The following is a 24,096-nucleotide window of genomic DNA, read 5'->3' on the forward strand; positions in this document are numbered from 1 at the left end:
AAAATAAATGAAAATAGAAACATTAGTTAATTTAATAAAAGGGGAACTTCTAAACCGTCCCTTTATCAGTGAAGTTACTTCTTTTACAGAAAATCCCAAAGAAGTTTTGAGAGGAAGCTGTTTTTTTTCGAATAATTTTGATGATATAAAAAAAGCTGTTAAAAACGGGGCTTATGCCATAATAAGTGAAAAAGAATTTGAAATAATAGATAAAGAGATAGCCTGGATTTTAGTCTCTTCTATAAAAAAGGCCGTTTTTGACATATTCAAATATGAAAATATAAAAACTAAAATTTATTTTACTGATAAAATTACCGCCCATATTATAAAAAAAATGAATATAGATAAAAAAGTTGTTGTTTTGGAAAATGAAAAATCTTTTTTAACGGCACTTAATAAAAATGAAAGTTTTTTAATAAGTTCTAATCCAGAATTTAAAAAAATTTTTATAAATTCTGAAGAATTAAAACCTGTAAATATTAAGTTAGAACAAATTTCTCTGTTTAAATCCAGATATAATCAGATAGATATAAATCTGCCTTTTGTATATAAAAAAAATTTTGCAAAAGCGCTTATGTTTTTTGAAAATAAAAATTTAAAATATTCCCTTGATTTTGAACTGGAGAGGTTTAAACCCGTTTTTGTAAATAAATTTTTAGAAAAAGTAGAATATGGGCAAAGTGATAAAGTATTGATTTTAGGTATTGAAAATGATGAAAATTTTTTTAATGAACTAAATTACTTAATAGAAAACACTAAATATGCCAAAACTATAATTGTAGGTAAATATAATAAAAAAATTTTAAACGGATATTTTAATTTTGCAATGCTGGTGGATATGGAAATTGAAATGAAAACAAAAGAAAAAGAAAGGAAACTTTTTGATTGAAATAGAAAAAATAGAAAATCTCTGCTCCGGCAGGTTTTTATCTTTGAAAAAAGTTTTCTTTAAATATAAAAACAGAGACAGATTTTGGGAAGTCTGTGTGGGAAATAACAGTGTGGCAATACTTTTGTATCATAAAAGTTTTGATTCTTTTTTAGTAGTCAAACAGTTTAGAATGCCGGTTTTTTTAAAAAACGGCGACGGTTGTACCTATGAACTTTGTGCTGGATTAATAGATAAAGAAAAATCCCCTGTAGAAATTGCAAAAGAAGAGATTTTGGAAGAATGCGGATATGATGTAGATATAAAAAATATTAAAAAAATTACAGAATTTTACAGCAGTGTGGGAAGCAGCGGCTCTAAACAGATACTTTATTATGCCGTAATTGACGAAAATATGAAAATAAGTGAGGGCGGCGGAATAGATGATGAAGATATTGAGCCTGTTTTTATAAAAGTAGATGATGCTGAAAAAATAATTTTTAATGATAAATTTACAACAACCCCTGGGCTTAAATTTGCCTTTCTTTGGTGGCTTCAAAATAATGAAAAATGAGCGAAAATAAGCAAAGCGAATTAAGCTCATCTGGCTATCAAAAGTGGCCATGATGAAAAATTATATTAGGTTTTTTAAAAATAATTGATTGACATTGACTCAAATTTATTATAAAATATTATAAAAATAAACTGTTTTTTTAATTTTAAACTTTTAATTTTTCACTTTTAAAGGAGGGGATATGGCAAAAAGTTTATACGAAGTTTTAGGTGTCTCTGAAAGCGCCTCTCAGGATGAAATTAAAAAAGCGTATAGAAAATTGGCGCGAAAATATCATCCTGATATTTGTAAAAAGCCCGAATGTGAAGAAAAATTTAAAGAAATAAATACAGCTTATGAAATTTTGGGTGATTCCCAAAAAAGAAAGCAGTATGATGCAATGGGCGACAATATGTTTAACGGTCAAAACTTCCAGGATTTTTACAGACAGCATAAAGATGTTGATTTGGAAGAAATTCTTTCACAGATTTTCGGAGGCGGTTTTGGTGCAAGTCGAGGTTTTGGAGGCTTCGGCGGCTTTGGATTCGAAGGTTTCGGCGGGTTTGAGCCGGATTTGGATGTTCATGCAAGAATTCAGATTCCTTTTGATTTAGCCATTAAAGGTGGTGTTTATACCATTAATTACAATGGAGAGGCTATAAAAGTAAAAATTCCCTCAGGACTTAAATCCGGGCAAAAACTAAGAATCAGGGGAAAGGGTAAATCTCATCAGGGTAAAAGAGGTGATTTGATTTTAGAAGTGGAAGTTACCCCAAATCCTAACTGGGAAAGAAAAGGTGACGATTTATATACAAAAGTCCAGGTCCCTTTAAAAACTATGATTTTTGGCGGAAAAGTAGGTGTAGATACATTTAAAGGGCATATTAATGTAAAAGTTCCCGAAAATTCCAAATGCTGTCAAAAATTAAGGGTTAAAGGTTATGGTGTGAATAACGGTAATTTATATATAGAACTTATTCCAAAACTGCCTAAAGTTGAAGAACTGGACCCAGAACTTGCTAAAATGATGCAGGAAAAATTATAAAAGGAGGTGTAAAATGCACAGTTATGACGAACCGGTATATCTAATAAGTGTTGTCAGTAAAATGTTAAACATCCATCCGCAGACCCTTAGACAATATGAAAGGGAAGGTTTAATTAAACCTAACAGAACAGAAGGTAAAATGAGACTTTATTCTCAAAGAGACATAGACAGGTTAAAACTGATATTATCATTGGTCAGGGATTTAGGGGTTAATCTGGCCGGTGTTGAAATAGTGCTTCAGTTAAAAGAAGAGATAGAAGCCTTGCAAGAAGAAATGGAAGCATTAAAAAAAGCTCAGGGACAGATTCCGAGAAACAGAAGCGTCGTTATAAAAAAAGATACTTATCAGCTTATTTTGGTTCCTGATAAAGAGATTTAAAATATATTAAACGGCAGGGTTAACACTCTTTTAAACAGATTAAACGGATTTGGAAGAAGTGCTTTTCCTATATCTTTTGTGATTTTAGGATTGTCTAAATCTCCTTTTATTATCATTTTAACTTCTATACTGCCGTCTTTGCCAAGTAGCAGATAACTTAAACCTTTTCCTATAACAGGTATTTTTTTAAGTTTTAATTTTAATTTTGCCGCAGTTTTTAAATTGATATAATTTTTATTGAAATCTATATATCCTTTTGAAAAAAAATCTATATTTTCTCCTTCAATATCTGATTTTTTAATATATAAAATTTTATTGAAAAGAAGATATTGGATATTTCCTTTTTTTATTTTATATCCTTTTGAAGAAAAACCGGGACTTGAAAGGGAAAGTATTGAAGGAATTGTGTTTAAAAAAGCCAATACATTGTTTAGTGCCCTTAATTTTGTAATTACTGCACTGTTTATATAAATATTTCCTATATAATAATCATCCGGGGATTTAACTAGCGTAAAATCAAGATTTATTTTTTTAAAAAAGTTAAATTTAGGTAAAAACGCCCCGAATTCTTCTTTTGAAAAATTTTTACCTTCCAATAAAAAATAACCGTTTTTTGTATAGCCTGTTAATTTTGAATTTTTATATGTTGAATTAAGCGAAACGGAATTGTTAATCTCTTTTAATGATGCTTTTTGAGAGAGAAATTTATGTGTTTTATATAAAATATTGGAATTTTTCAAATTAATTATTATATTTTTGTTTTCAGTGTTTTTTTGATTAAAATTTTTATAATAAAATTGTTCCAGAGGGAAAAGATTTATATCTATATTTTTCAAACTTAAAAACAAGTCGTTATTATTCATAAAAAATTGTATGAAATTATTATAAAGTATAATTTTATTTTTGTTAAGCTCAAGATTTAACGTGATTTTATTAAAAGCAAATTTTGATAAATTACTTTCTACAGGTAGGTTGCTGTGTCTGTAAAGAATAGAAAGTTTTGGTTTTATATAGGTTAAAGCTTTAATATTTTTTGCAAAATAGATAAATAATATACCGTTGTCAATCATATCTTTAAAAGGGGTGTAAGGCAGTAACGGCTTTAAATTATTGATAATAATATTGTCTTTATCCAAATTTATATAAACATGAGAATTTTTTAAAAACAGCTCAAGAGTATTTAAATCCATTGTTGCTTCTTCTTTGAAATTCTTAACATCTAAAATAGGATAAACAATAAAATTGTCTATTACACCTTTTAATGTTAAAATAAGAGGTTCATAACTGACTTTGCCGACACCCGTAAAAAACAGATCAATCCCTCTTGCTATTTCCAAAAATGATTTTTTTATTTTAAAGGAGGTATAATCCGGCGTAACGGTTATATTGGCTTCTTGGGTCTGAAGTGGAAGCGAATCAAGCATTAAAATAGGATTTTTAGAAATTACATCTATATTGAATGAAATGTTTTTATCAAACTTGACAATTCCTCTTATATCGTTTTCCCCTCCTGTCTGTTTTAGAGGAATAGATATATTTAATTCTTTTTTTAAAATATTGTTTATCTTTTCATTGAAATATTCTTTAGAGCTGAAAAGTGCATATTTCTTATTAAAATCTATTTTCAGATTATTAATTTTTACTCCGTTAAGAACGATTTTTTCGGAAGTGAAAGTTTTATTTATAATATCGAATTTGTTATTTTCTATTTTAAAGTCAAAATTATCAGCTATACCTGAAATTATTTTGTTTAAAACTGTTTTTTTATCCCCTTTTATGTTTGAAGAAACCGCTTTTATTCTTTTTGAAACAAAATTTGTAGAATTTATATCATAAGAAATTTTATCGTTGTTTTTTATAATGTATATTTTATTTAATAAAAAAGAAAAAACGCTGTTTCTAATATCTCCTTTTTGAATATTTATTAAAGCGGATGTTTTATCAGGAATTTTTATTTTAATGTTTTTTAAAACTATTGATAAGTTTTTATAATATGCTTTTAAAGCTTTGGATGTTATCTGTGTATAATAATTTAGAAAGTTTGTGTTTATTTCGATATTATAGGCATAAATATTTTTTAATGTTTTAAACTTTTTAATATGCAGTTGTTTTATGAAAATCTGGGAGTTTTCATTATTTTGTGATATTGTTGAAGAATTGGTATCTATTGATATATTGTTATATTTTATTTTGGAATTTTTAACATAGGTTGTGGAAAAAATTTTATTTTTATTTAAATTTATATTTATTTTGGAATTTAAATCATTTAAAGAGATAATAAAATTTTTTTGTGTTATTAATAAATTATCGGAATTTAAAACAAGTTTTATTCTGTTTGATACTGGGTAAAGTTTACCTTTAAAATAGATTAATGAATTTTTATAATTAAAAAAACCTTTTATATAAAAATATTTTAAATAGTTTCTTAAACTCAGGTTTATGTTTTTTATTTCAATATTGCTGTATTTCAGTGAATAAACAACAATTTTTGATTTTGGAAATATGTTTTTTATATATGCTTTTAGGTTTAAATTATTGTATTTTATATTTAAAAAATGATTGTTATATACAATATTGAGATAAGGGGCGGAAATTTTCAGTTTTTTTATATATTTTAAAAATTTTACAAATCCGATAATTTTATATAATTTTATTTTTTCATTTTTAGGAACAGATGAAATGTCGATATTACTTTGAAGTCTGTTTTGTTCTATTTTAAAAAAAATTTTTTTAATATGCATGTTTTGAAAATTAATATTATATAATGTTATACCTTTGAATAAGGATATGAAGAATATGAATAAAAATAAAAAAATTGTAAGAATCGCAGCCTGGATTGAAGTTTTGATAATATTCATTATATTTACCCTTTTTTATCTGAGCCTGCCTTTACATTCCGATAGAGTTGTATATATTCCAAAAGGCAGTGTAAATCATACAATCGATTATTTAGAAAAAAATAATTTTAATACCGGAATAATAGATAAAATTATACTTTATCTTTTGGGTAAACCGCAAGCAGGCTGGATAGATTTAAAAAAAACAAAAATGAGTAAATTAGATTTTTTATATAAATTAACGACATCTAAAGCTGCTCTTGCAAAAATAACAATTATTCCCGGTGAAACAAATTATTTTATATTCAAACAGATAGAAAACAAATTGCGTTTAAAAAATTTTTACTGTAATATTGACGAGGGCTTTTTAAAACCTGATACCTATTTTTTACCTATTGGTATGAGTCCTAAAAAGGTTTGTGATTATTTATATAATGTTTCTTTAAATTATCATAAACAGATTTCAGATAAAATTTTTGGAAAATTTGAATACAGCAAATATAAAAAATATTTAATTATTGCGTCAATAATACAAAAAGAAGCCGCAAATGCAAATGAAATGAAATATATTTCCTCTGTAATATATAACAGGCTTTTAAAACATATGAAACTTCAAATGGACGGAGCATTAAATTACGGAAAATATTCTCATATGAAAGTTACCCCTGAAATGATTAAAAACGACAAATCTTCATTTAATACTTATAAATTTTACGGTCTTCCTAAAGTAGCTGTATGTATTCCCTCAAAATATGCAATAATAGCCGCAATTTTTCCCGCACATGTGAAATATCTTTATTTTGTAAAATGCGGAAACCATCATCTTTTTGCCACAAATTATAAAGCACATTTGCGAAATATTAAAAAATGCAAAAAAAAATGAAAAATTAAAAACTGCAAAATGTAAAATTAACAAAAATTTTACTGTTTTCACGATTTCACTGTTTTCACTTTTTATTGTTACTTAATGTTACAATGGTTTTTAAAACGGAATAAAAACTGTTACTTTTCGTATAAACTTGGTTAAAATTTAAAATAAAAAAAAGGAGAATATATGAAACCTACGATTGTATGGACAAAAGTTGACGAGGCCCCGTATCTTGCCACGTTTAGCCTGTTACCTATTGTTGAAGCATTTACCAAAGATGCAGATGTAAATATAGAGCTTAGAGATATATCACTGGCTGGCAGGATAATAGCGGAGTTTTCCGATATTTTACCTGATAACCTAAAGCAGTCTAACGATTTGGCTTATTTGGGAGAACTTGTAAACAAACCGGAAGCAAATGTAATAAAACTGCCTAATATTTCAGCTTCGGTGGTTCAGCTTAAAAATGCTGTAAAAGAACTTCAATCACAAGGCTATCCTTTGCCTGATTATCCTGAAGAGCCTAAAAATGCAGAAGAGGAAAAAATTAAACTCAAATACGCTAAATGTATAGGGAGTAATGTAAATCCGGTATTAAGACAGGGGAATTCCGACAGAAGACTGGCCGAACCTGTAAAAGAATATGCAAAAAATCATCCTCACAGAATGAGGGATGTGAGTGAAAATTGCAAAAGTTATGTCACCCATATGGATGATAATGATTTTTATCAAAACGAGCAAAGTTTTGTTTCACCTGAAAATCAAACGGTAAATATAATTTTTGAAGATAAAAAGGGAAATAAAAAATTATTAAAAGAACTTGCCGTTGAAAAAAATGAGATTTTAAGTTCAAGTTTTATAAACAGAAACTCTTTAAAAGATTTTTATGCCAAAACTATGAAAGAGGCGAAAGAAAAAGATATTTTGTTTTCACTTCATTTGAAAGCGACAATGATGAAAGTAAGCGATCCTGTTATGTTCGGGGATGCAATCAGGGTATATTATAAAGAACTTTTTGAAAAATTTGGGGAAGCTTTAGAAGAAATCGGATTTAATCCAAATAACGGATTAAGTGATTTGGAAGCAAAATTAAATAAACTTACGGCCGATAAACAGGAAAGCATAAAAAAAGAAATAAACGAAATTTATGCAAAAAATCCGGAACTATATATGGTTGATTCAGATAAGGGTATTACAAATTTACACAAACCAAACGATGTAATTATCGACGCTTCCATTCCGGCGGTTATAAAAAACGGACTTCAGGGATGGGGGCCTGACGGTGAAACCAAAGATTTGGTTATCACAGTACCTGATAGAACATATGCAAGAATGTATAAAGAGGTTGTAAAAGATTTGGTTGAAAAAGGGCAGTTTGACCCTACAAAAGTAGGAACTGTGCAAAATGTCGGTCTTATGGCAAAAAAAGCTGAAGAATACGGAAGTCACGATAAAACATTTTTTGCCCCTGACGACGGAAAAATTTATATAGAAGATGAAGGCGGCAACAAAATAATGGAACATAAAGTCCAAAAAGGCGATATCTGGAGAGCATACAGCGCAAAAGACGATGCCGTTAAAGACTGGATAAAATTAGCTGTAAACAGGGCAAAAGAGAGTGGATATCCTATTGTTTTCTGGCTTGATTCCAACAGGGCGCATGAAGCAAATTTAATTAAAAAAGTTATTGAAGAATTGGCAAAATATGATTTAAGCGATGTTGAATATTATTTAATGGCGCCTGAAAAAGCCATGAGATATACATTAAGAAGATTCAGGGCGGGGGAAAATACAATTTCAGTAACCGGAAATATTTTAAGAGATTATTTAACAGACCTTTTCCCTATTATTGAAGTCGGTACGAGTGCAAGAACACTTTCAATTGTTCCGTTGCTTGCAGGTGGAGGGCTTTATGAAACAGGTGCAGGCGGAAGTGCTCCTAAACATGTGGATCAGTTTATCAGGCATGGTCATTTAAGATGGGACAGCCTTGGTGAATTTTTGGCTTTGGCAGAGAGTTTAAAACTTGCAAAAAAACAGGGTGGAAAAGAAGAAATTACAATAATTGCGGACGCTTTAAACAGGGCTGTAGCAAAATATCTTGACGAAGACAGGACACCGAAAAGAAAAGTCGGAGAGCTTGATAACAAAGGAAGTCATTTCTTTTTGGCTAAATTTTGGGCGGAAGAGCTTGCAAATTGCGGTAATAAAATTTTAGAGGAAAAATTTGCACCTGTTGCGAAAGAATTGGCTAAAAATGAAGAGAAAATTCTTTCAGAAATTGCGGCAAATGAAGGTAATTCTTGTGAAATTGACGGATATTATCATCCAAATGAAGAAAAATTAGCTAATTGTATGAGACCTAGTAATACTTTTAATAAAATTATAGATGCACTCAGATAATCCCTTTTGGGATTTTTTAAAGGAAAAAAATGACAAATAAAGTCTCAATTGTAGGTGCCGGGAATGTCGGAAGCATAGTCGGATATTCCCTTGCAATGCAAGGGCTTGCTCATGAAGTTATATTGGTTGACAGAGATACCGACAGGGCAAAAGGGAAGGCGCTTGACATGAGCCAGGCTGCAAGCGCTGTGAGAAGCCATTCCATTGTGAGGGCGGCTGATAGTTATGAAGATGTAAAAGGAAGCAAAGTTGTTGTAATAACTGCCGGATTTCCGAGAAAGCCTGGAATGACAAGGGAAGATTTGCTTTTAAAAAATGCGGAAATTATGAAAGATGTTATCGATAATTTAAAAAGTGTTGCTCCGGATGCTATAATAATAGTTGTATCCAATCCTCTTGACGCTATGACTTATACAGCCTTGAAAGTAGGTAATTTTAAAAGAAATCAGGTACTGGGAATGGCCGGAATACTTGACAGTGCAAGAATGGCGTATTTTATTTATGAAAAATTAGGTTACGGTGCAGGACAGATAAGGGCAAGTGTAATAGGCGGACACGGGGATTTTATGGTTCCGCTTCCAAAATATTCCACTGTTGCAGGTGTCCCTCTCAGTGATTTACTCTCTCAAAAAGAAATTGATGAGGTTGTCGAAAAAACAAAGAAAGCGGGAGCTGAAATAGTGGGATATTTAAAAACGGGAAGCGCATACTTTGCCCCTGGAAAATCAACGGCTATTATGGTTGAGGCAATACTTAAAGATTCCAAACAGATTTTTCCGTGTGCGGTTCTTCTGGAGGGTGAATACAACGTTAACGGTGTTGTTAACGGAGTGCCTGTAATGCTTGGAAGCAACGGGGCTGAGAAAGTGATTGAAGTTACACTTGATCCGTGTGAAAGAGAGCTTTTCAGACGTTCAAGCGATACCGTAAAAGAAATGATAGATATATTAGATAAAGATTTTTTTAAGGAGAAAAAATGAGAGTAGTAAAATATGAAGATATTGTCAAATCAATAAGGGATACAATAATATATTCCACAACACATTTAGCACCTGATATGCTTGAAGCCCTAAAAAAAGCTTATGAAGAAGAAAAGAGCGAAGTAAGCAGGGCTGTTCTTGCCCAGATACTTGAAAATGCCGAAATTGCAAAAAATGAAACAAAACCTTTATGTCAGGATACAGGGCTTGCCATTTATTTTGTAAAAGTGGGCGAAGATGTAAAGGTTGACGGCGGAACATTAAGAGAAGCTATTTATGAGGGAACTAAAAAAGGTTATGAAGAAGGGTACTTAAGAGCCAGTACATGTGATTGTTTTACAAGGGCTAATTTAAAAGATACAGTAGGTTATAACCTTCCTCCTATTATTTATCTTGATATTGTCCCGGGCGATAAAATAGATATTGAATTTGCAGCAAAAGGCGGAGGAAGCGAAAATGTAAGCCGCGCAACTGTTTTGGCACCTGCTGCCGGAAAAGAAGGAATTAAAGAATTTGTTAAAAAAGTTGTAAGCGATGCAGGTCCTAATCCATGTCCGCCGCTTGTGGTAGGTGTTGGAATAGGCGGAAGTTTTGATATGTCTGCGGTAATGAGTAAACATGCGTTATTTAGAAATATCGGAACTCCAAATCCAGACCCGGAATTAGATCAGCTTGAAAAAGAACTTAAAGTTGAACTTAATAAACTTGGAATTGGCGCTATGGGTATGGGAGGAACTGAAACAGTCCTTGCAGTTCATATAGAAACATATGAAAACAGAATGTGTCATATTGCATCACTTCCTGTGGCTGTAAATATTCAATGTCACTCATCAAGACATGCTCATATAATTATTTAAGGAGAAAAAATGGCTGAATATAAATTGACTACCCCATTAACTGATGAAGATGTAAGTAAATTAAAATCAGGCGATTTGGTCTATTTAAGCGGAACTATGTATACAGCAAGAGATGCGGCTCACAAAAGAATTGTAGATTTGATTTTAAACGGGGAAGAACCTCCGTTTGATTTAAAAGGTGCCGTTATTTATTATGTAGGGCCTACCCCTCCAAAACCGGGTGAACCTATTGGAAGTGCAGGACCAACCACAAGTTACAGAATGGACCCTTATGCTCCTACTTTAATAGAGCACGGTCTAAAGGGAATGATTGGTAAAGGAAAAAGAAATAAAGATGTAATAGATGCGTGTAAAAAATATAAAGCAGTATATTTCGGTGCTACAGGAGGAGCGGCGGCACTTATTGCAAAAGCCATTAAAAAAGCTGAAATCATCGCTTATCCTGAACTTGGACCTGAGGCCGTAAGAAGAATAGAAGTGGAAGATTTTCCTGTGGTTGTTATAAATGATATTTACGGAAATGATTTATATGAAGAAGGAAGAAAACTTTGGGAGCAAAAATAATTAATAAAGTAAATAACTGAAAGGAGAATAAATGAATATTCATGAATATCAGGCAAAAGAAATATTTAAAAAATACGGTGTTCCGACCCCAAGAGGGGGAGTTGCATTCAGCGGTCCCGAAGCCAAAAAAGTAGCTCAGGAACTTGGTGGAAATTTATGGGTTGTTAAAGCTCAGATTCACGCAGGCGGAAGAGGAAAAGCCGGTGGTGTGAAATTGGCAAAAAGTCTTGATGAAGTTGAAAAATTAGCTGAAGAGATGATTGGAATGACACTTGTAACCCATCAGACAGGGCCTGAAGGAAAGGTTGTTAAAAAAGTTTATATTGAAGAAGGCGCTGATATCAAGGCTGAATATTATCTTGGAATGGTTCTTGATAGGGCTCTTGAAATGCCTGTTATGATGGCTTCAACAGAGGGCGGTATGGAAATAGAAGAAGTTGCAGCCAAAACACCTGAAAAGATTGTAAAAGTATCAATTGACCCAACAATCGGTTTTCAGGGATTTCATGCAAGAAAATTAGCTTTCGGACTTGGTCTTAATAAAGAAGAACAAAAAGAATTTATAAAATTTGCAAAAGCACTTTATAATGTTTATGTGGATAATGATGCTGAAATGATTGAAATTAATCCTCTTATTAAAACTGGAGATAATAAATTTTTAGCACTTGACGCAAAAATGGGATTTGACGATAACGCACTATACAGACACCCTGATATTGCCGAAATGAGAGATTTAGACGAAGAAGAACCGACTGAAATTGAAGCCAAAAAATACGGATTAAGTTATATTAAACTTGACGGAAATGTCGGATGTATGGTAAATGGTGCAGGACTTGCAATGGCTACAATGGATATTATCAAACACGAAGGCGGGGAGCCTGCGAATTTCCTTGATGTTGGTGGTGGAGCAAATCCTGATACGGTTGCAAAAGGATTTGAAATAATTTTAAGCGACCCTAATGTAAAAAGTATTTTTGTAAATATTTTCGGTGGAATTGTAAGATGTGACAGAATCGCTAACGGTATTTTACAGGCTACTGAAAAAGTGGAAGTGAATGTGCCATTGGTTGTAAGGCTTGATGGAACAAATGCCGCTGAAGCTGCCCAAATTCTTAAAAATGCAAATATCAAAAATATTATTACTGCGACTGATTTGAAAGACGGAGCTAAAAAAGCCGTGAAGTTAGCGAAAGGAGAGTTATAATGAGTATTTTGGTAAATAAAGATACAAAAGTAATTGTTCAAGGTTTTACAGGAAAAGAAGGAACTTTTCATTCAGAGCAATGTATGGCATATGGAACTAAAATAGTTGGCGGGGTTACTCCAAACAAAGGCGGTATGACTCATTTAGGAAAACCCGTATTTAATACAGTTGAAGATGCCCTAAAAGCTACAGGTGCTACTGTTAGTATGATTTTTGTTCCGCCAGCATTTGTTGCTGATGCCGTTATGGAAGCGGCTGACGCAGGAATTGAACTTGCTGTTATTATTACTGAAGGTGCTCCTGTAAAAGACATGATGATGGCTAAACATTATGCTCTTAAGAAAGGCATGAAAACAATAGGGCCAAACTGTCCTGGAATTGTGACTGCGGAAGAATGTAAAATAGGTATTATGCCAGCAAGTATTTTCAAAAAAGGAAATGTAGGACTTATTTCCAAATCAGGTACTCTAACTTATGAAGCAAGTAATCAGGTTGTAAAAGCCGGATTTGGAATAACTACCGCCATTGGTATCGGGGGAGACCCTATTATCGGGCTTAGTTATAAAGAACTTTTACCGATGTTTGAAGAAGACCCTGAAACTGAAGCTATTGTAATGATTGGCGAGATTGGAGGGGATTTGGAAATTCAGTCGGCAAAACTTATTAAAGAAAAAATTACAAAACCTGTAGTTGCATTTATCGCCGGACAAACGGCTCCTAAGGGAAAAAGAATGGGGCACGCCGGTGCAATTATCAGCGGAAGTAAAGGAACTGCGGCAGAAAAAATGGCTGCGCTTAAAGAAGCCGGAGCTTATGTGGTTGAATCTCCTGCTGATATCGGTGTTACCGTAGCTAAAGCTTTAAAAAATAAATAATAACTTTTTTTCTTTTCTTTCTTTTTTGTTTTATAATTTAGTGTTTGACACTTTTTATCTTATTTGTTAAAAATAAGAAAAAGAAAATTAATTTTTAGATTCTGTTTCTATTTTTTCTAAAAATTCAATCAGTCCTTTAATGATATCTTTTGGCGTTGGAGGGCATCCGGGGATATGATAATCCACTTTTAAATCAATTCCTTTTATAGCGTATGTTTTTTCAAAAATTCCCAAATCTTTTGTACAGTCTCCCAGGGTTATTACCCATTTTGGATTTGGCACCTGATTATAAGCATCCCATACATGATGATACATATTCATAGTCATTACACCACTTACAAATAGAACATCCGCATGTCTCGGGCTTGCAACAAAATGGATTCCAAGTCTTTCAAGGTCGTAATAAGGATTGCTTAAGGCGTTGCATTCGGTTTCGCATGCATTGCAGCTTCCGCTGTCAACCATTCTTATTCCCAGGCTTCCTGCAAACAGTTTTTTTATTTTATCTTTCAAATTTTTCCTGAGGGTTTCTAATTCTTTGTCTATTTCGATATTTTCTGTGACTATACCTCTTTTAAATCTCTCTTTCCAAAACCTTAGCATTCATTTTTCATAATTAATTAAATCAAAGGTCATTTCCAGCATAGCTTAAATCGAAACTTTTATTAATAAGCGGAAAATCTGCAATAATATCTTTATAAATACAGGTATGAAAAGCCTGCCAGTTTATATGAGACGGATCTCTTACATAAAATCTGTCTATTAAACCGTTTTTAATATTTATATACATAAAAAGCTCGCCTATGCTGCTTTCTGTAAATGAGTAATATTCACCGTCTTTAAAATAATTAAATTCTATTTTTTTATTTTCATTGTTTATTTTACAGTTTCTTATTATTTCAATTGAATTTTTAATTTCTTTAATTCTTTGTAAAAACCTGTCACTGACTTCACCTTTTTTGCCAAGCTGAATTTCAAAGCCGTGTAATTTGTACCATTCGTTATCTCTTCTATCTATTTTAATTCCGCTGCTTCTTGCCCCAACCCCTACAACACCGTATTTTACGGCTTTTTCTTTAGTTAAGGTTCCTGTGGTGTCAAATCTGTCCCAAAGAGAAGGAATGTCAATTATCCAGTTTTCAAAGAAGTTCATTTTTTCTTCTAAATAATTTAAAAATTCAAATACAGGTTTAAAATCATAATTCATCTCTTCATTTATTGCACCAAATCCGAATCTGTGACCTGTAACTTTTGCCAAAACTCTTCTTGCGTCTTCTGCTAATTGGCTCATAAACGCTAAAGCCGGAGAAAAACCTGTATCGTTTGGAATAAAACCCAAATCGTTTAAATGATTGATTATTCTTTCCATTTCTAATAAAATAGCCGTTTTTCTTTTATAAGTTTCGCTTTGTTCAATTTCAGACGCCTGATGTAAAATATCAAAAAAACAGATTTGATAAGCTATTGATTCATTACCGCTTATTCTTTCAACTATTTTTTTTATTTCAAGAGGTGTTTTGTTTTCACACATTTTTTCAATTGCCCTGTATTTATAAAAATGTCTTACTTCAATGTGCAGCATATCCTCACCTGCCTGTGAAAACTGAAAATGACCCGGTTCTATAATTCCTGCGTGAATAGGACCGACAGGTACATAAAATACGCCTTCACCTTTTACCTCTTCGTATTGATAAGGTTCAAATTCACTGAATTCTATATTTTTTTGTGTAAAATTTTTTCTCATAGGATATATATTTTTTGGAAATTTTTCGTGTTTGATAAGAGGCCTTTCATCAAAACTGTCTTCAAAATTTATTCCAAATTCATCTTTTATTTTTCTTTCCATCCATATTGCTGCCGGATATATGTCTGTAATGGTTTTTACAGACGGGTTCTTTTTATCAATCTGTGTTTTTTTTATTTCCTGCTCAAAAACATCAATAATTTCAAAATTATCTTTATTTTCCCTGGCAAATCTTGCTATCAGTCTCATTTTACAATTCCTTCAAGGTAATTAAATGTGTTTGGTAAAATTAAAACAGATAAAGCGATTATAAACCATATAAGCATTAAATATTCGCTTTTTTTAACATCTCCTTTTTTACCATAGCTGTATACTCCTTCTTGAAATATATTAACAAATTTGTAAAAAATAACACTTAAAAACACTAAAATTAGGAAAATGGTAAATATCATTACTCCAAAATATTCGGAATTTTTTGCCAAATCAATCATTGATTTAAATCCGAAAATTTCGCTGAAAAACATAGGGCTTGGAGGTAGGGAAACAATTCCAAGCAGTAAAGCAGAAATTAATATTTTCCCCATAACAGGAATATTCAAGCTGCCTTTAAATCTGAATTTTCCGTTTTGCTCTATTACAGAGCCGCTTAAAAACAGAGCAGGTTTAAAAAAGGCATGAGCTGCAAAATGAAGAAGTGCCGCAAAATATCCTCCGCTGACCCAAAATATTGATATTAGAGTCATATGTTCTATACCGGAAAGAGAAAACAGCCTTATGTAATCTTTGCTTCTGTAAATTAAAAAACTTACTATAAAAAGAGTAAAAAGGGCATAAATGTATGTAAAAGCGATTAAATGGGAATAATTAACTTCCATCGCAATTTTAGAAAATCTGAAAAATCCTAAAATAATGGCACTTTCAAGTATTCCGCTGAACAATGCCCCTACCGGATAAATGGATTGTCTTTCAATATCAGCAAGCCATAAATTCATAGGGAAAAAACCCATTTTAATAAACATTCCGGTTGCCACAATTGCAAAACCGAGTTCAAAAAGAAACGGTTTAAGGCTTTTGGTGTGTGCTTCAAGAATATAAAAGTTCATAGCGTTTTCACCTAAATTTGCTTTTCCGGATGCATATATCAAAATAATTCCGAATAATATTAAAGCAATGGCGATTGCACCTACAATCAAATATTTCCAGGCTTCATTATGTGCTTCTTTTGAAGGTATGATTTTTATCATATAAACAGTTGAAAGAGTGGCAAACTCAAGTCCTATCCAAAAAAGTCCCATATTGTTTGCTAAAATTGAAATAATTACCCCAAGCCAGAATATTCCGTAAAATCTGTAAAATTTTTTATATTCATCTTCACTGAGATTTATTCTCTCTTTTAATGAAATGGCACCTATGCTTATTCCTATAGAGACTATTGATGAAACTAAAATTACAAAAGCGTTTAAATTATCCACAAAAAACAGGGTGTTTCTAAAATGATTATTGAAAATATAAACTGCAGGAAATATAATACTTAAAGCTATCAGACTCATAGCAATTCTGTTTATTTTGAAAAAACTTAAAATAAAGATTGCTATCGGCGGTAAAAATATAAATTCCATTTATTCTCCTTGATATTTCAAAAGTAAATTTATAATAATAATAAACATTAATAAATCAACAAAAATACCAAGTTCAACAAGCATTGGCATTCCTTCGGTGGCTGAAACCCCTAAAAGAAACAGGGCGTTTTCTACATTTAAAAATCCTATTATTTTTGCTGCGATATTTTTATGTTCTATAATTAAAAGTGTTGCAATAAAAAGAGATGCTATTGATATTGCTATATAATTTTTATGTATTTCAAAATTATTTATAACAGGTGTAATTAAATAATATGTAAAAACCAAAAGAAGCGGAATAATAATTATTTGATAATAAATAGGAATTTTTGGATAAATTTTTCTAGGAATGGAAAATTTTTGGGTAAGATATTTCATTATTATTGGAATGAAAAGCGATTTAATTAAAATAGTAAGAGTCCCTGTAATCAAAAGGGCTTTGTCATTTATTTCCAAACCTATATTTAATGCAATAAGTCCCAGGAATAAAGAATTTAAACCATACCATAAAAACAGTGTATAAAGCCTTGTAGTAATAGCTTCTATAATTAAAACAGCTATAAAAAAACCTATTAAAACGTTTGTCATTTTATGCTCCTAAAATATAATAAGTTGTTAAAGACAAAAATCCGAAAATTATGGCTACCGCAAGTAAATTAGGGACTTTAAAAAGCCTTAGTTTTGCTGTGTTTACTTCAACTAAAGCCACCATTATGACAATTAACAAAAGTTTTATAATAAAAATACCGAGAGCCAAACACCAGCATAAACTGCTTCCAAAAGGCATAAAAAGTGTTGCAAAAAGCGAGGCAAAAATTCCGAATTTTAAACTTCCCGCGAGTTCTATTAAAGCCAAATTAGCCCCGCTTGCATCAAGTACCATGGCTTCGTGAACCATTGTAAGCTCAAGATGTGTTTCAGGATTGTCAACCGGAATTCTGCCGTTTTCAGCTATTAACAAGATAAAAAAACTTATTGCGGAAAGTATAAAGCTGGCACTGTAAATAATAGGAAAATGATTTGAAAGAGATACAGCCGCTTTTGAAATTGAAATATTTCCCGCCATTAAAGAAACAGCAAAAATTGTAAGAATCATTGCAGGTTCAACCATAGCTGAAATAAAAGCCTCCCTGCTTGAGCCAATTCCTCCAAAACTGCTTGCACTATCAAGTCCTAAAAGCATAAGAAAGAATGTAGATAAACTCATAAGCCCTGTGATTGTAAATGCGTCCATAAATGAAATATAAAAACTTTTGTTATAAATAGGGGGCAGTAAAAACAAAACAATAATCAAAGGGGAAATTATTAAAAAAGGCGCCGTTTTTGAAATAAGGCTTGTTTCTTTTGAATATATTACCTCTTTTTTAAAAAGTTTGGCTATATCAATATAAGGTTGAAAAGGTGAAAGGGGCTTTTTAAACAAAAGAAACATTTTTATTGATTTAATCATACCAGTTAAAAAAGGGGAAATTAATGCTATAAAAATTATACTCAAAAAATAATCAATCATTTTTTCTCTCCTAAAAGTAATATTTTGATAAAAATAGCCATAACGGTTATTTCAAGCAATATTTCGCCCCAGGAAACCTGATGATAAAAAACCCTGTAAGAAAAAAGAACTAAAATCAAAAGATTAAAAATTAAAGCAACATATTTTGTTTTTTCGAAATGCGAAATTTTATATACATAATAACTGATAATATTGGCTAATTTTACATTTCCGTCATATAAACTTTTTTCAAACAGAGGTTTTACATGCACTTCATAAAATGAATATGTAAATTTTGTTTTATGTCCCAAAATAGACTCTTTTACTTTATGTTCTTTCGGTCTATAAAGCCATGTAAAAAATTTTCTGATTGGTCCGGCAAATCCTACTGATGAATACTGGTTGGTTTTATTGACTTCGTAGCCGCATCCCCAGGTGTGATATGTTCTTGTTTTTATATTTAATGATTTATATATTAAATAAATAACTGCAGTTACAATTATTAGGGCAAAAAAGAGTATCAGAGGAGATACGCTTCCACCGTTGGAATTTACACTGTGCATTATCCAGATATCCGGAAAGATTTTATTATAAATATTTAAAACAGGTGTTGAAATATTTATAAATTTAATAACAAAAGGGGCGAAAAGCATTAAAGAAATTACAACTATACCCATTAAAATCTGTCCTATTTGCATTAAAATATTTACTTCTTTTGCGTTTTTTGCGTTTTCACTTCTGTAGAGTCCTAAAAATGCAATGCCGAATGCTTTTACAAAACATGCAATTGCAAGACCTCCGGTAAGGGCAAGGGCAAAAATAGAAAACGGAAAGGCAAGTTTTAAAGCAATGTTGCTCATTCCACTGGAACTTAACATGCTTTGAAATGTCATCCATTCACTCAAAAAGCCGTTTGTAGGGGGAAGGGCTGAGATGGAAACGGCGGCGAGTAAAAAACTAAAAGCGGTTATCGGCATATTTTTAATAAGTCCACCGTATTGTTCAAGATTTTTTGTATGAGTTTCATATAATACGCTTCCCGCACTCATAAAAAGAAGTGATTTAAAACTCATATGGTTAAATGTATGGTAAATTGCCGCAATAAAAGCAAAAGCACTTAAAATGGGCATATTTAAAGTATTAAATATCATACCTACGCCTATACCTATTAATATTATTCCAATATTTTCTACCGAATGGTTTGCAAGCAGAGCTTTTATATCATGCTCGCTCAAAGCATATAAAACACCTATAAGTGCACTCAATGCCCCTATTATCAATATAATAATTCCCCATTCTATCGGCCATGAAGGAATCATAAATAAAAATTTTAAAAATGCAAAAATTGCAACTTTAAGCATAACTCCGCTCATTAAGGCTGAAACGGGAGAAGGGGCCGCAGGATGTGCATACGGAAGCCATACATGAAGAGGCACTGCTCCGGCTTTACTTAAAAATCCGATTGACATTAAAATAAATAGAAGAGTTGGATATTTGAAATTGGCCATATTTAATTTTAAAAAGCTAAAAGGCATAAATAAATTTTGCGGCGAAACAAGCAGGAAGAACAGTAATATAAACACAAAACCGAAATGTGTCATAAAAAAGTAAAATCTCGCGGCTTTTAAATTTTTTTCCTCCGGTTCGGTTAAAATCAGCTGCCAGGAACTCAAACTCATAAGTTCCCAGAAAAATAAAAACACAACTATATTATTACTTAATACCACGCCAATCATTGAAATAATAAATGTAAAATAATGCAGTAAAAAATGAAATTTTCTTTCAATATGGTTTAAATATCCTGCCATATAAAACAGATTGGGCAACGCACCTAAAAAAATTAAAAATAAAAACAATACAGAAAAAGAATTAAATTCAAACATCTATTTCGCCTTTAAGATAATTTGGGAAAGTTTCAGTGAAATTATACTACCAATATTTTTTATTTGTTATTAAATTTACATTAATTTTTAATTTTTTTATAGTTTCGAAAAGTAACAATATAATATTATTTTTTTAACTTTGAAAAACAGATTAAGTTAAATCATTTTTTATATGCTATTATATTTACACAAAGAATAAAAGGAGAATAAATGGCGTTAAATGTAAATTTTAAATTAAAAGCTCCAGAAAACACACCTGTGTGGGTAGATGAAAATAAATGCAAAAGCTGTGAACTTTGCGTAGATTTTTGTCCTACCGGGGTTCTTGAAATGGTCGTTGACCCTCATAATATTTTAGGTCAGATGGTTAAAGTTGCCCATCCAGAATATTGTATAGGATGCAGGGAATGTGAGCTTGAATGTCCTGATTTTTGTATTTTTGTAGCGGAAAGAGACGAATATAAATTTAAAAAATTAAATGAAGTTAAGAAGTTAAAAGGAGAAGCGTAATGAGAGAAGTAGTATCAACAGGAAATAAGCTTGCGGCACTTGCAGCCATTGATGCGGGATGCAGGTTTTTCGGAGGATATCCGATTACACCTTCAAGTGAAATTGCCCATGAAATGAGCAGACTGTTACCAAAAGTTGGCGGCGTATTTATCCAAATGGAAGATGAAATCGCAGGTATTTCAGTTGCGCTTGGGGCCAGTATGAGCGGAACCAAGGCTATGACAAATACTTCAGGCCCTGGAATAAGTCTAAAAGCGGAGCAAATAGGACTTGCGTTTATGGGAGAAGTTCCTTTGGTTATCACAAATGTAATGAGAGGGGGACCTTCAACCGGGCTTCCTACAAGACCTGCACAACAGGATATTTTACAGGCCCAGGCACCAACTCATGGAGATTATCAGTCAATTGCACTGTGTCCGGGAAGTTTGGATGAGTGTTACACTGAAACAGTCAGGGCGTTTAATTTAGCTGAAAGATTTATGACGCCTGTATTTGTGTTACTTGATGAAACACTTGGGCATATGATAGGAAAAGCAGTACTTCCTCCAAAAGATGAAGTTGAAAAAAATATTTTCAATAGACGTGTATATGAAGGTGATCCTGCGACATATGAACCGTATAATGTTCCGGCAGATGAGCCTGCAATTTTAAATCCATTTTTTAAAGGATACAGATATCATATTACTGGGCTTCATCACGGGCCTACAGGTTTCCCTACAGAAGATGCAAAACTTTCACAGGAATTAATTGACAGATTATTTAATAAAATTTTAGCCCATAAAGACGAAATAGAAAGTTATGAAGAATATATGCTTGATGATGCCGATATTTTAGTTATTGCATATGGAAGTGTGAGCTTGGCGGCAAAAGAAGCAATCAGACAACTTAGGGCTGAGGGTATTAAAGCGGGATTATTCAGACCAATTACACTTTGGCCGTCTCCGGAAGAAAAAATTGATGAAGTATGTAAAAAATTTGATAAAGTATTGGTGGCTGAAATGAATAAAGGTCAATATTTTAAAGAAATTCAAAGAGCAAGCGGAAGAAAAGCCGAAACATTTGAAACTTTATTTAAGGCAAACGGAAGAGCAATTAGCCCTGCTGAATTTAAAGCAAAAATAAAAGAAATGGTATAAGGAGAAACAATGGCGTTTAATTATGATTATTATTTAAGAACGGAAAAAATGCCGACACTTTGGTGTTGGGGATGCGGTGACGGTATTATTATGAAAGCTGTTATAAGAGCTATGGCAAAACTCGGATGGGATAAAAACGATGTCTGTGTTGTAAGCGGAATCGGATGCAGCGGAAGATTTTCAAGCTATATTGACGCAAACACGGTTCATACTACCCATGGAAGAACACTTGCTTATGCAACAGGGGTAAAACTTGCCAATCCTGATAAACATGTTGTTGTTGTAGCGGGTGACGGAGACGGACTTGCCATTGGTGGTAACCACACTATTCACGCATGTAGAAGAAATATAGATTTAAATTTTATTTTAGTAGATAATTTTATTTATGGGCTTACAAACTCCCAGGTTTCTCCTACAACTCCAAAAGGAGCATGGTCAGTAACTACCCAGTATGGAAATATCGACCCGACTTTTGATGCTTGTGAATTAGCTAAAGGGGCAGGGGCGACTTTTGTAGCAAGAGAAAGTGTGGCCGAAGCTCAAAAACTTGAAAGAATATTTATAAAAGCTTTTGGCCATAAAGGGTTTAGTTTTATTGATGTCCATTCAAACTGTCATGTTAATTTCGGTAGAAAGAATAAAATGGCTCAGGCTAAACAGAATATGGACTGGATTGAAAGCAATTTAGTTCCTAAAGCAAAATGGGATAAATTAAGCGAAGAAGAAAAATATGAATTAAAACAACAGGGTAAAAAACCAAGAGGAATTTTATATCAACAGGAGGAACCTGAATACACTGAAGAGTATTATAAATTAATCGATAGAGTAAGGGGTAAATAATGAGAAAACAATTAAGATTTACAGGGGTTGGAGGACAAGGTGTCCTTCTTGCCGGTGAAATTTTAGCAAGAGCTTATGTCAGGGCTGGTAAATACGGAATTCAGGTAGGTACTTATACTTCTCAGGTAAGGGGAGGCCCTACAAAAGTTGATATTATCTTAGATGATGAGCCTATTCTTTATCCTTACGCGGTTGACGGTGAAATTGATTTTATGCTTAGCGTTGCAGATAAATCCTATCAGTTGTTTAAAGAAGGTGTAAAAGAAGGCGGTATAATTGTATATGAACCGAATCTGGTTTATCCGAGTGATGATGACAAAGCGAAATGGAAAATGTTTGCTATAGATATTATTGATATTGCAAAAGAAAAAGTCGGGAATGTTATTACCCAGTCAGTTGTGGCTCTTGCAATTGCTACAAAAATGAATGATATAGACAAAGATATGGTATATGAAACTATGATTCAAACAGTTCCGCCTAAAGCGGTTGAGATTAACAAAAAAGCATTTGAACTAGGTTTCCAAGCCGCAGTTGCTGCTTTAGAAAAAGAAAATTCATAAAATTCAAAAGCTTTTGCTTTTGAATTTATTTCAATGAATCCAAAGCTCTTTTTAGAAGTTCCGCATGATATAATTCCTGTCGTGAAATAAACAGTAAAAAATCGCTTAGTTCTTTATTTCCTATTTTTTCAGCCAAAATCAGGCATTGTTTTTCAGCATCCATTTCTTCTTCAATATTTTCTTTTAAAAATTTCAAAATTCCAATATTTTCATATTTTCCGTGAGGTATTGATCTTGGAAGGGTAAGAACACCCATTTCACTTGCAAACTGTGCAAATCTTCTTAAATGATAGATTGAATCATATGCCAGATCTGTAAAAGCGGAATTTGCAACCTCATTATCTGAAAATGTTTTTAAATAAGAATAAATTGTAATGAGTTCATATTCTTTGAATGTTTCTTCCATTAAGAAAAACACAAGTGCTGCTTTTGCATTTTCATCAAGTTTAACACCAGGAAGCTCTTTATTCTCATTAAATGCTGTGATAATGCATTCCAAATCAAGTTTTTTAATTTGAGATAAAAAGTAACTGTCATCATTTTTAAGTCTTTCAATTGTAGGCGTGTTATAATCCTGGTAAAACTTTAGATTCTCCTCTAAATCGTTAACAAGCTCCTCTAATAAATCGGATGCATATTTTTTTTCTATTTTTCTTATTTCCTCAGTATTAAAATCCATATTAAATTTTACATCTTCATCTTTTGCATCAGCCATCGCCCATACCATATGTCTGTATTTAAACATTGCTATATCTTCAAATAATTTTTTGGCATTGGTTTCTTTTACCATTACACTTGCATAAATAAATTTAATAAAACTTTCATGAGAAAATCTTATTAATTTTTGATAATCAATCATTACCTCTCCTTTTTTGATTAATT

Annotated in this window: 23 protein-coding genes; 15 read left to right on the plus strand and 8 right to left on the minus strand. The window is 31.9% G+C overall.

Translation table 11 applies throughout. The features are described from left to right. The first annotated feature begins 7 nt into the window (after positions 1-7). The 4 genes from DZ64_RS0107370 (at position 8) to DZ64_RS0107385 (ending at position 2,845) form a co-directional block, all read left to right on the plus strand. A complete protein-coding gene (locus DZ64_RS0107370) occupies positions 8-889 on the plus strand; it encodes a hypothetical protein (RefSeq protein WP_024790043.1) in 882 nt (293 codons plus the stop codon). Beyond that, positions 882-1,442: an NUDIX hydrolase gene (locus DZ64_RS0107375; protein WP_024790044.1), complete on the plus strand. Its 561-nt coding sequence runs from the start codon at positions 882-884 to the stop codon at positions 1,440-1,442. Before DZ64_RS0107370 ends, DZ64_RS0107375 begins: the two co-directional genes overlap by 8 nt. 181 nt (positions 1,443-1,623) lie before the next feature. Then, entirely contained in the window at positions 1,624-2,466 is an 843-nt protein-coding gene (locus DZ64_RS13905) for a DnaJ family protein (protein ID WP_024790045.1), read from the plus strand. Between the two features lie 13 nt (positions 2,467-2,479). Further along, the gene (locus DZ64_RS0107385; RefSeq protein ID WP_024787913.1) at positions 2,480-2,845 is read left to right on the plus strand and encodes a heat shock protein transcriptional repressor HspR; all 366 of its coding nucleotides are present in this window, start codon (positions 2,480-2,482) and stop codon (positions 2,843-2,845) included. Here the strand turns inward: DZ64_RS0107385 and DZ64_RS0107390 are convergent. After that, on the minus strand, positions 2,842-5,586 hold the full coding sequence (locus tag DZ64_RS0107390; RefSeq protein ID WP_162147537.1) for an AsmA-like C-terminal domain-containing protein: 2,745 nt from the start codon (positions 5,584-5,586) through the stop codon (positions 2,842-2,844). The genes DZ64_RS0107385 and DZ64_RS0107390 overlap by 4 nt on opposite strands. A 55-nt stretch (positions 5,587-5,641) precedes the next feature. Here DZ64_RS0107390 and mltG point away from each other — a divergent pair, with 55 nt between their 5' ends. The 7 genes from mltG to sucD all read left to right on the plus strand — a co-directional run bounded on the left by mltG (position 5,642) and on the right by sucD (position 13,433). Beyond that, positions 5,642-6,565 carry an endolytic transglycosylase MltG gene (gene mltG, locus DZ64_RS0107395; protein WP_051430009.1) on the plus strand — a complete coding sequence of 308 codons (924 nt, stop codon included), beginning with the start codon at positions 5,642-5,644 and terminating at the stop codon, positions 6,563-6,565. Positions 6,566-6,736: 171 nt separating this feature from the next. Beyond that, positions 6,737-8,953 (plus strand): NADP-dependent isocitrate dehydrogenase, encoded by a 2,217-nt coding sequence (locus DZ64_RS0107400; protein ID WP_024790048.1) that lies wholly within the window; start codon positions 6,737-6,739, stop codon positions 8,951-8,953. Positions 8,954-8,982: 29 nt separating this feature from the next. Beyond that, positions 8,983-9,933 (plus strand): malate dehydrogenase, encoded by a 951-nt coding sequence (locus DZ64_RS0107405; protein ID WP_024790049.1) that lies wholly within the window; start codon positions 8,983-8,985, stop codon positions 9,931-9,933. After that, positions 9,930-10,790: a fumarate hydratase gene (locus DZ64_RS0107410; RefSeq protein ID WP_024790050.1), complete on the plus strand. Its 861-nt coding sequence runs from the start codon at positions 9,930-9,932 to the stop codon at positions 10,788-10,790. The genes DZ64_RS0107405 and DZ64_RS0107410 overlap by 4 nt, the downstream gene beginning before the upstream one ends. A gap of 9 nt (positions 10,791-10,799) precedes the next feature. Then, positions 10,800-11,354: a Fe-S-containing hydro-lyase gene (locus DZ64_RS0107415; RefSeq protein ID WP_024790051.1), complete on the plus strand. Its 555-nt coding sequence runs from the start codon at positions 10,800-10,802 to the stop codon at positions 11,352-11,354. Between the two features lie 31 nt (positions 11,355-11,385). Further along, on the plus strand, positions 11,386-12,558 hold the full coding sequence (sucC, locus tag DZ64_RS0107420) for an ADP-forming succinate--CoA ligase subunit beta (protein ID WP_024790052.1): 1,173 nt from the start codon (positions 11,386-11,388) through the stop codon (positions 12,556-12,558). Continuing rightward, positions 12,558-13,433 carry a succinate--CoA ligase subunit alpha gene (gene sucD / locus DZ64_RS0107425; protein ID WP_024790053.1) on the plus strand — a complete coding sequence of 292 codons (876 nt, stop codon included), beginning with the start codon at positions 12,558-12,560 and terminating at the stop codon, positions 13,431-13,433. Before sucC ends, sucD begins: the two co-directional genes overlap by 1 nt. 87 nt (positions 13,434-13,520) lie before the next feature. On the opposite strand, the gene DZ64_RS0107430 is transcribed toward sucD, so the two are convergent. From DZ64_RS0107430 to DZ64_RS0107455, 6 genes are read right to left on the minus strand one after another with little or no spacing between them, the layout of a single operon-like run. After that, on the minus strand, positions 13,521-14,036 hold the full coding sequence (locus DZ64_RS0107430; RefSeq protein ID WP_024790054.1) for an NADH-quinone oxidoreductase subunit B family protein: 516 nt from the start codon (positions 14,034-14,036) through the stop codon (positions 13,521-13,523). A gap of 22 nt (positions 14,037-14,058) precedes the next feature. Next, a complete protein-coding gene (locus DZ64_RS0107435) occupies positions 14,059-15,426 on the minus strand; it encodes an NADH-quinone oxidoreductase subunit C (protein WP_024790055.1) in 1,368 nt (455 codons plus the stop codon). Next, positions 15,423-16,796: a proton-conducting transporter membrane subunit gene (locus tag DZ64_RS0107440; protein ID WP_024790056.1), complete on the minus strand. Its 1,374-nt coding sequence runs from the start codon at positions 16,794-16,796 to the stop codon at positions 15,423-15,425. The genes DZ64_RS0107435 and DZ64_RS0107440 overlap by 4 nt, the downstream gene beginning before the upstream one ends. Further along, positions 16,797-17,384 (minus strand): hydrogenase, encoded by a 588-nt coding sequence (locus DZ64_RS0107445; protein WP_024790057.1) that lies wholly within the window; start codon positions 17,382-17,384, stop codon positions 16,797-16,799. It lies immediately after the preceding gene. Position 17,385: 1 nt separating this feature from the next. After that, complete coding sequence (locus DZ64_RS0107450) at positions 17,386-18,306, minus strand: respiratory chain complex I subunit 1 family protein (protein ID WP_024790058.1); 921 nt, start codon at positions 18,304-18,306, stop codon at positions 17,386-17,388. Further along, on the minus strand, positions 18,303-20,168 hold the full coding sequence (locus tag DZ64_RS0107455) for a proton-conducting transporter membrane subunit (RefSeq protein WP_024790059.1): 1,866 nt from the start codon (positions 20,166-20,168) through the stop codon (positions 18,303-18,305). Before DZ64_RS0107455 ends, DZ64_RS0107450 begins: the two co-directional genes overlap by 4 nt. Positions 20,169-20,378: 210 nt before the next feature. Here DZ64_RS0107455 and DZ64_RS0107460 point away from each other — a divergent pair, with 210 nt between their 5' ends. Genes DZ64_RS0107460 through DZ64_RS0107475 form a run of 4 tightly spaced genes read left to right on the plus strand, consistent with a single transcriptional unit; the run spans position 20,379 to position 23,214 of the window. Then, positions 20,379-20,678 (plus strand): 4Fe-4S binding protein, encoded by a 300-nt coding sequence (locus DZ64_RS0107460; protein WP_024787929.1) that lies wholly within the window; start codon positions 20,379-20,381, stop codon positions 20,676-20,678. Continuing rightward, positions 20,678-21,814 (plus strand): 2-oxoglutarate synthase subunit alpha, encoded by a 1,137-nt coding sequence (locus DZ64_RS0107465; protein ID WP_024790060.1) that lies wholly within the window; start codon positions 20,678-20,680, stop codon positions 21,812-21,814. The genes DZ64_RS0107460 and DZ64_RS0107465 overlap by 1 nt, the downstream gene beginning before the upstream one ends. A gap of 9 nt (positions 21,815-21,823) precedes the next feature. Continuing rightward, positions 21,824-22,654 (plus strand): 2-oxoglutarate ferredoxin oxidoreductase subunit beta, encoded by an 831-nt coding sequence (locus DZ64_RS0107470; RefSeq protein ID WP_024787931.1) that lies wholly within the window; start codon positions 21,824-21,826, stop codon positions 22,652-22,654. Beyond that, positions 22,654-23,214 (plus strand): 2-oxoacid:acceptor oxidoreductase family protein, encoded by a 561-nt coding sequence (locus tag DZ64_RS0107475; RefSeq protein WP_024787932.1) that lies wholly within the window; start codon positions 22,654-22,656, stop codon positions 23,212-23,214. Before DZ64_RS0107470 ends, DZ64_RS0107475 begins: the two co-directional genes overlap by 1 nt. 25 nt (positions 23,215-23,239) lie before the next feature. On the opposite strand, the gene DZ64_RS0107480 is transcribed toward DZ64_RS0107475, so the two are convergent. Then, positions 23,240-24,073, minus strand: a complete 834-nt coding sequence (locus tag DZ64_RS0107480; RefSeq protein WP_024790061.1) for a hypothetical protein — start codon at positions 24,071-24,073, stop codon at positions 23,240-23,242. Between the last annotated feature and the right edge of the window lie 23 nt (positions 24,074-24,096).

This window comes from Lebetimonas sp. JH292 (genome assembly GCF_000523275.1).
GTDB lineage: Bacteria > Campylobacterota > Campylobacteria > Campylobacterales > Nautiliaceae > Lebetimonas.

Bases quoted from the DNA above. Each gene is read 5' to 3' on its own strand.
- DZ64_RS0107475 (WP_024787932.1), top strand. From the start codon at position 22,654: ATGAGAAAACAATTAAGATTTACAGGGGTTGGAGGACAAGGTGTCCTT.
- DZ64_RS0107445 (WP_024790057.1), bottom strand. From the start codon at position 17,384: ATGACAAACGTTTTAATAGGTTTTTTTATAGCTGTTTTAATTATAGAA.
- DZ64_RS0107410 (WP_024790050.1), top strand. From the start codon at position 9,930: ATGAGAGTAGTAAAATATGAAGATATTGTCAAATCAATAAGGGATACA.
- DZ64_RS0107405 (WP_024790049.1), top strand. From the start codon at position 8,983: ATGACAAATAAAGTCTCAATTGTAGGTGCCGGGAATGTCGGAAGCATA.
- DZ64_RS13905 (WP_024790045.1), top strand. From the start codon at position 1,624: ATGGCAAAAAGTTTATACGAAGTTTTAGGTGTCTCTGAAAGCGCCTCT.
- DZ64_RS0107460 (WP_024787929.1), top strand. From the start codon at position 20,379: ATGGCGTTAAATGTAAATTTTAAATTAAAAGCTCCAGAAAACACACCT.
- DZ64_RS0107450 (WP_024790058.1), bottom strand. From the start codon at position 18,306: ATGATTGATTATTTTTTGAGTATAATTTTTATAGCATTAATTTCCCCT.
- DZ64_RS0107455 (WP_024790059.1), bottom strand. From the start codon at position 20,168: ATGTTTGAATTTAATTCTTTTTCTGTATTGTTTTTATTTTTAATTTTT.
- DZ64_RS0107440 (WP_024790056.1), bottom strand. From the start codon at position 16,796: ATGGAATTTATATTTTTACCGCCGATAGCAATCTTTATTTTAAGTTTT.
- DZ64_RS0107415 (WP_024790051.1), top strand. From the start codon at position 10,800: ATGGCTGAATATAAATTGACTACCCCATTAACTGATGAAGATGTAAGT.
- DZ64_RS0107400 (WP_024790048.1), top strand. From the start codon at position 6,737: ATGAAACCTACGATTGTATGGACAAAAGTTGACGAGGCCCCGTATCTT.
- DZ64_RS0107470 (WP_024787931.1), top strand. From the start codon at position 21,824: ATGGCGTTTAATTATGATTATTATTTAAGAACGGAAAAAATGCCGACA.
- mltG (WP_051430009.1), top strand. From the start codon at position 5,642: ATGAATAAAAATAAAAAAATTGTAAGAATCGCAGCCTGGATTGAAGTT.
- DZ64_RS0107390 (WP_162147537.1), bottom strand. From the start codon at position 5,586: ATGCATATTAAAAAAATTTTTTTTAAAATAGAACAAAACAGACTTCAA.
- DZ64_RS0107480 (WP_024790061.1), bottom strand. From the start codon at position 24,073: ATGATTGATTATCAAAAATTAATAAGATTTTCTCATGAAAGTTTTATT.
- DZ64_RS0107465 (WP_024790060.1), top strand. From the start codon at position 20,678: ATGAGAGAAGTAGTATCAACAGGAAATAAGCTTGCGGCACTTGCAGCC.
- sucC (WP_024790052.1), top strand. From the start codon at position 11,386: ATGAATATTCATGAATATCAGGCAAAAGAAATATTTAAAAAATACGGT.
- DZ64_RS0107370 (WP_024790043.1), top strand. From the start codon at position 8: ATGAAAATAGAAACATTAGTTAATTTAATAAAAGGGGAACTTCTAAAC.
- DZ64_RS0107430 (WP_024790054.1), bottom strand. From the start codon at position 14,036: ATGCTAAGGTTTTGGAAAGAGAGATTTAAAAGAGGTATAGTCACAGAA.
- DZ64_RS0107435 (WP_024790055.1), bottom strand. From the start codon at position 15,426: ATGAGACTGATAGCAAGATTTGCCAGGGAAAATAAAGATAATTTTGAA.
- sucD (WP_024790053.1), top strand. From the start codon at position 12,558: ATGAGTATTTTGGTAAATAAAGATACAAAAGTAATTGTTCAAGGTTTT.
- DZ64_RS0107385 (WP_024787913.1), top strand. From the start codon at position 2,480: ATGCACAGTTATGACGAACCGGTATATCTAATAAGTGTTGTCAGTAAA.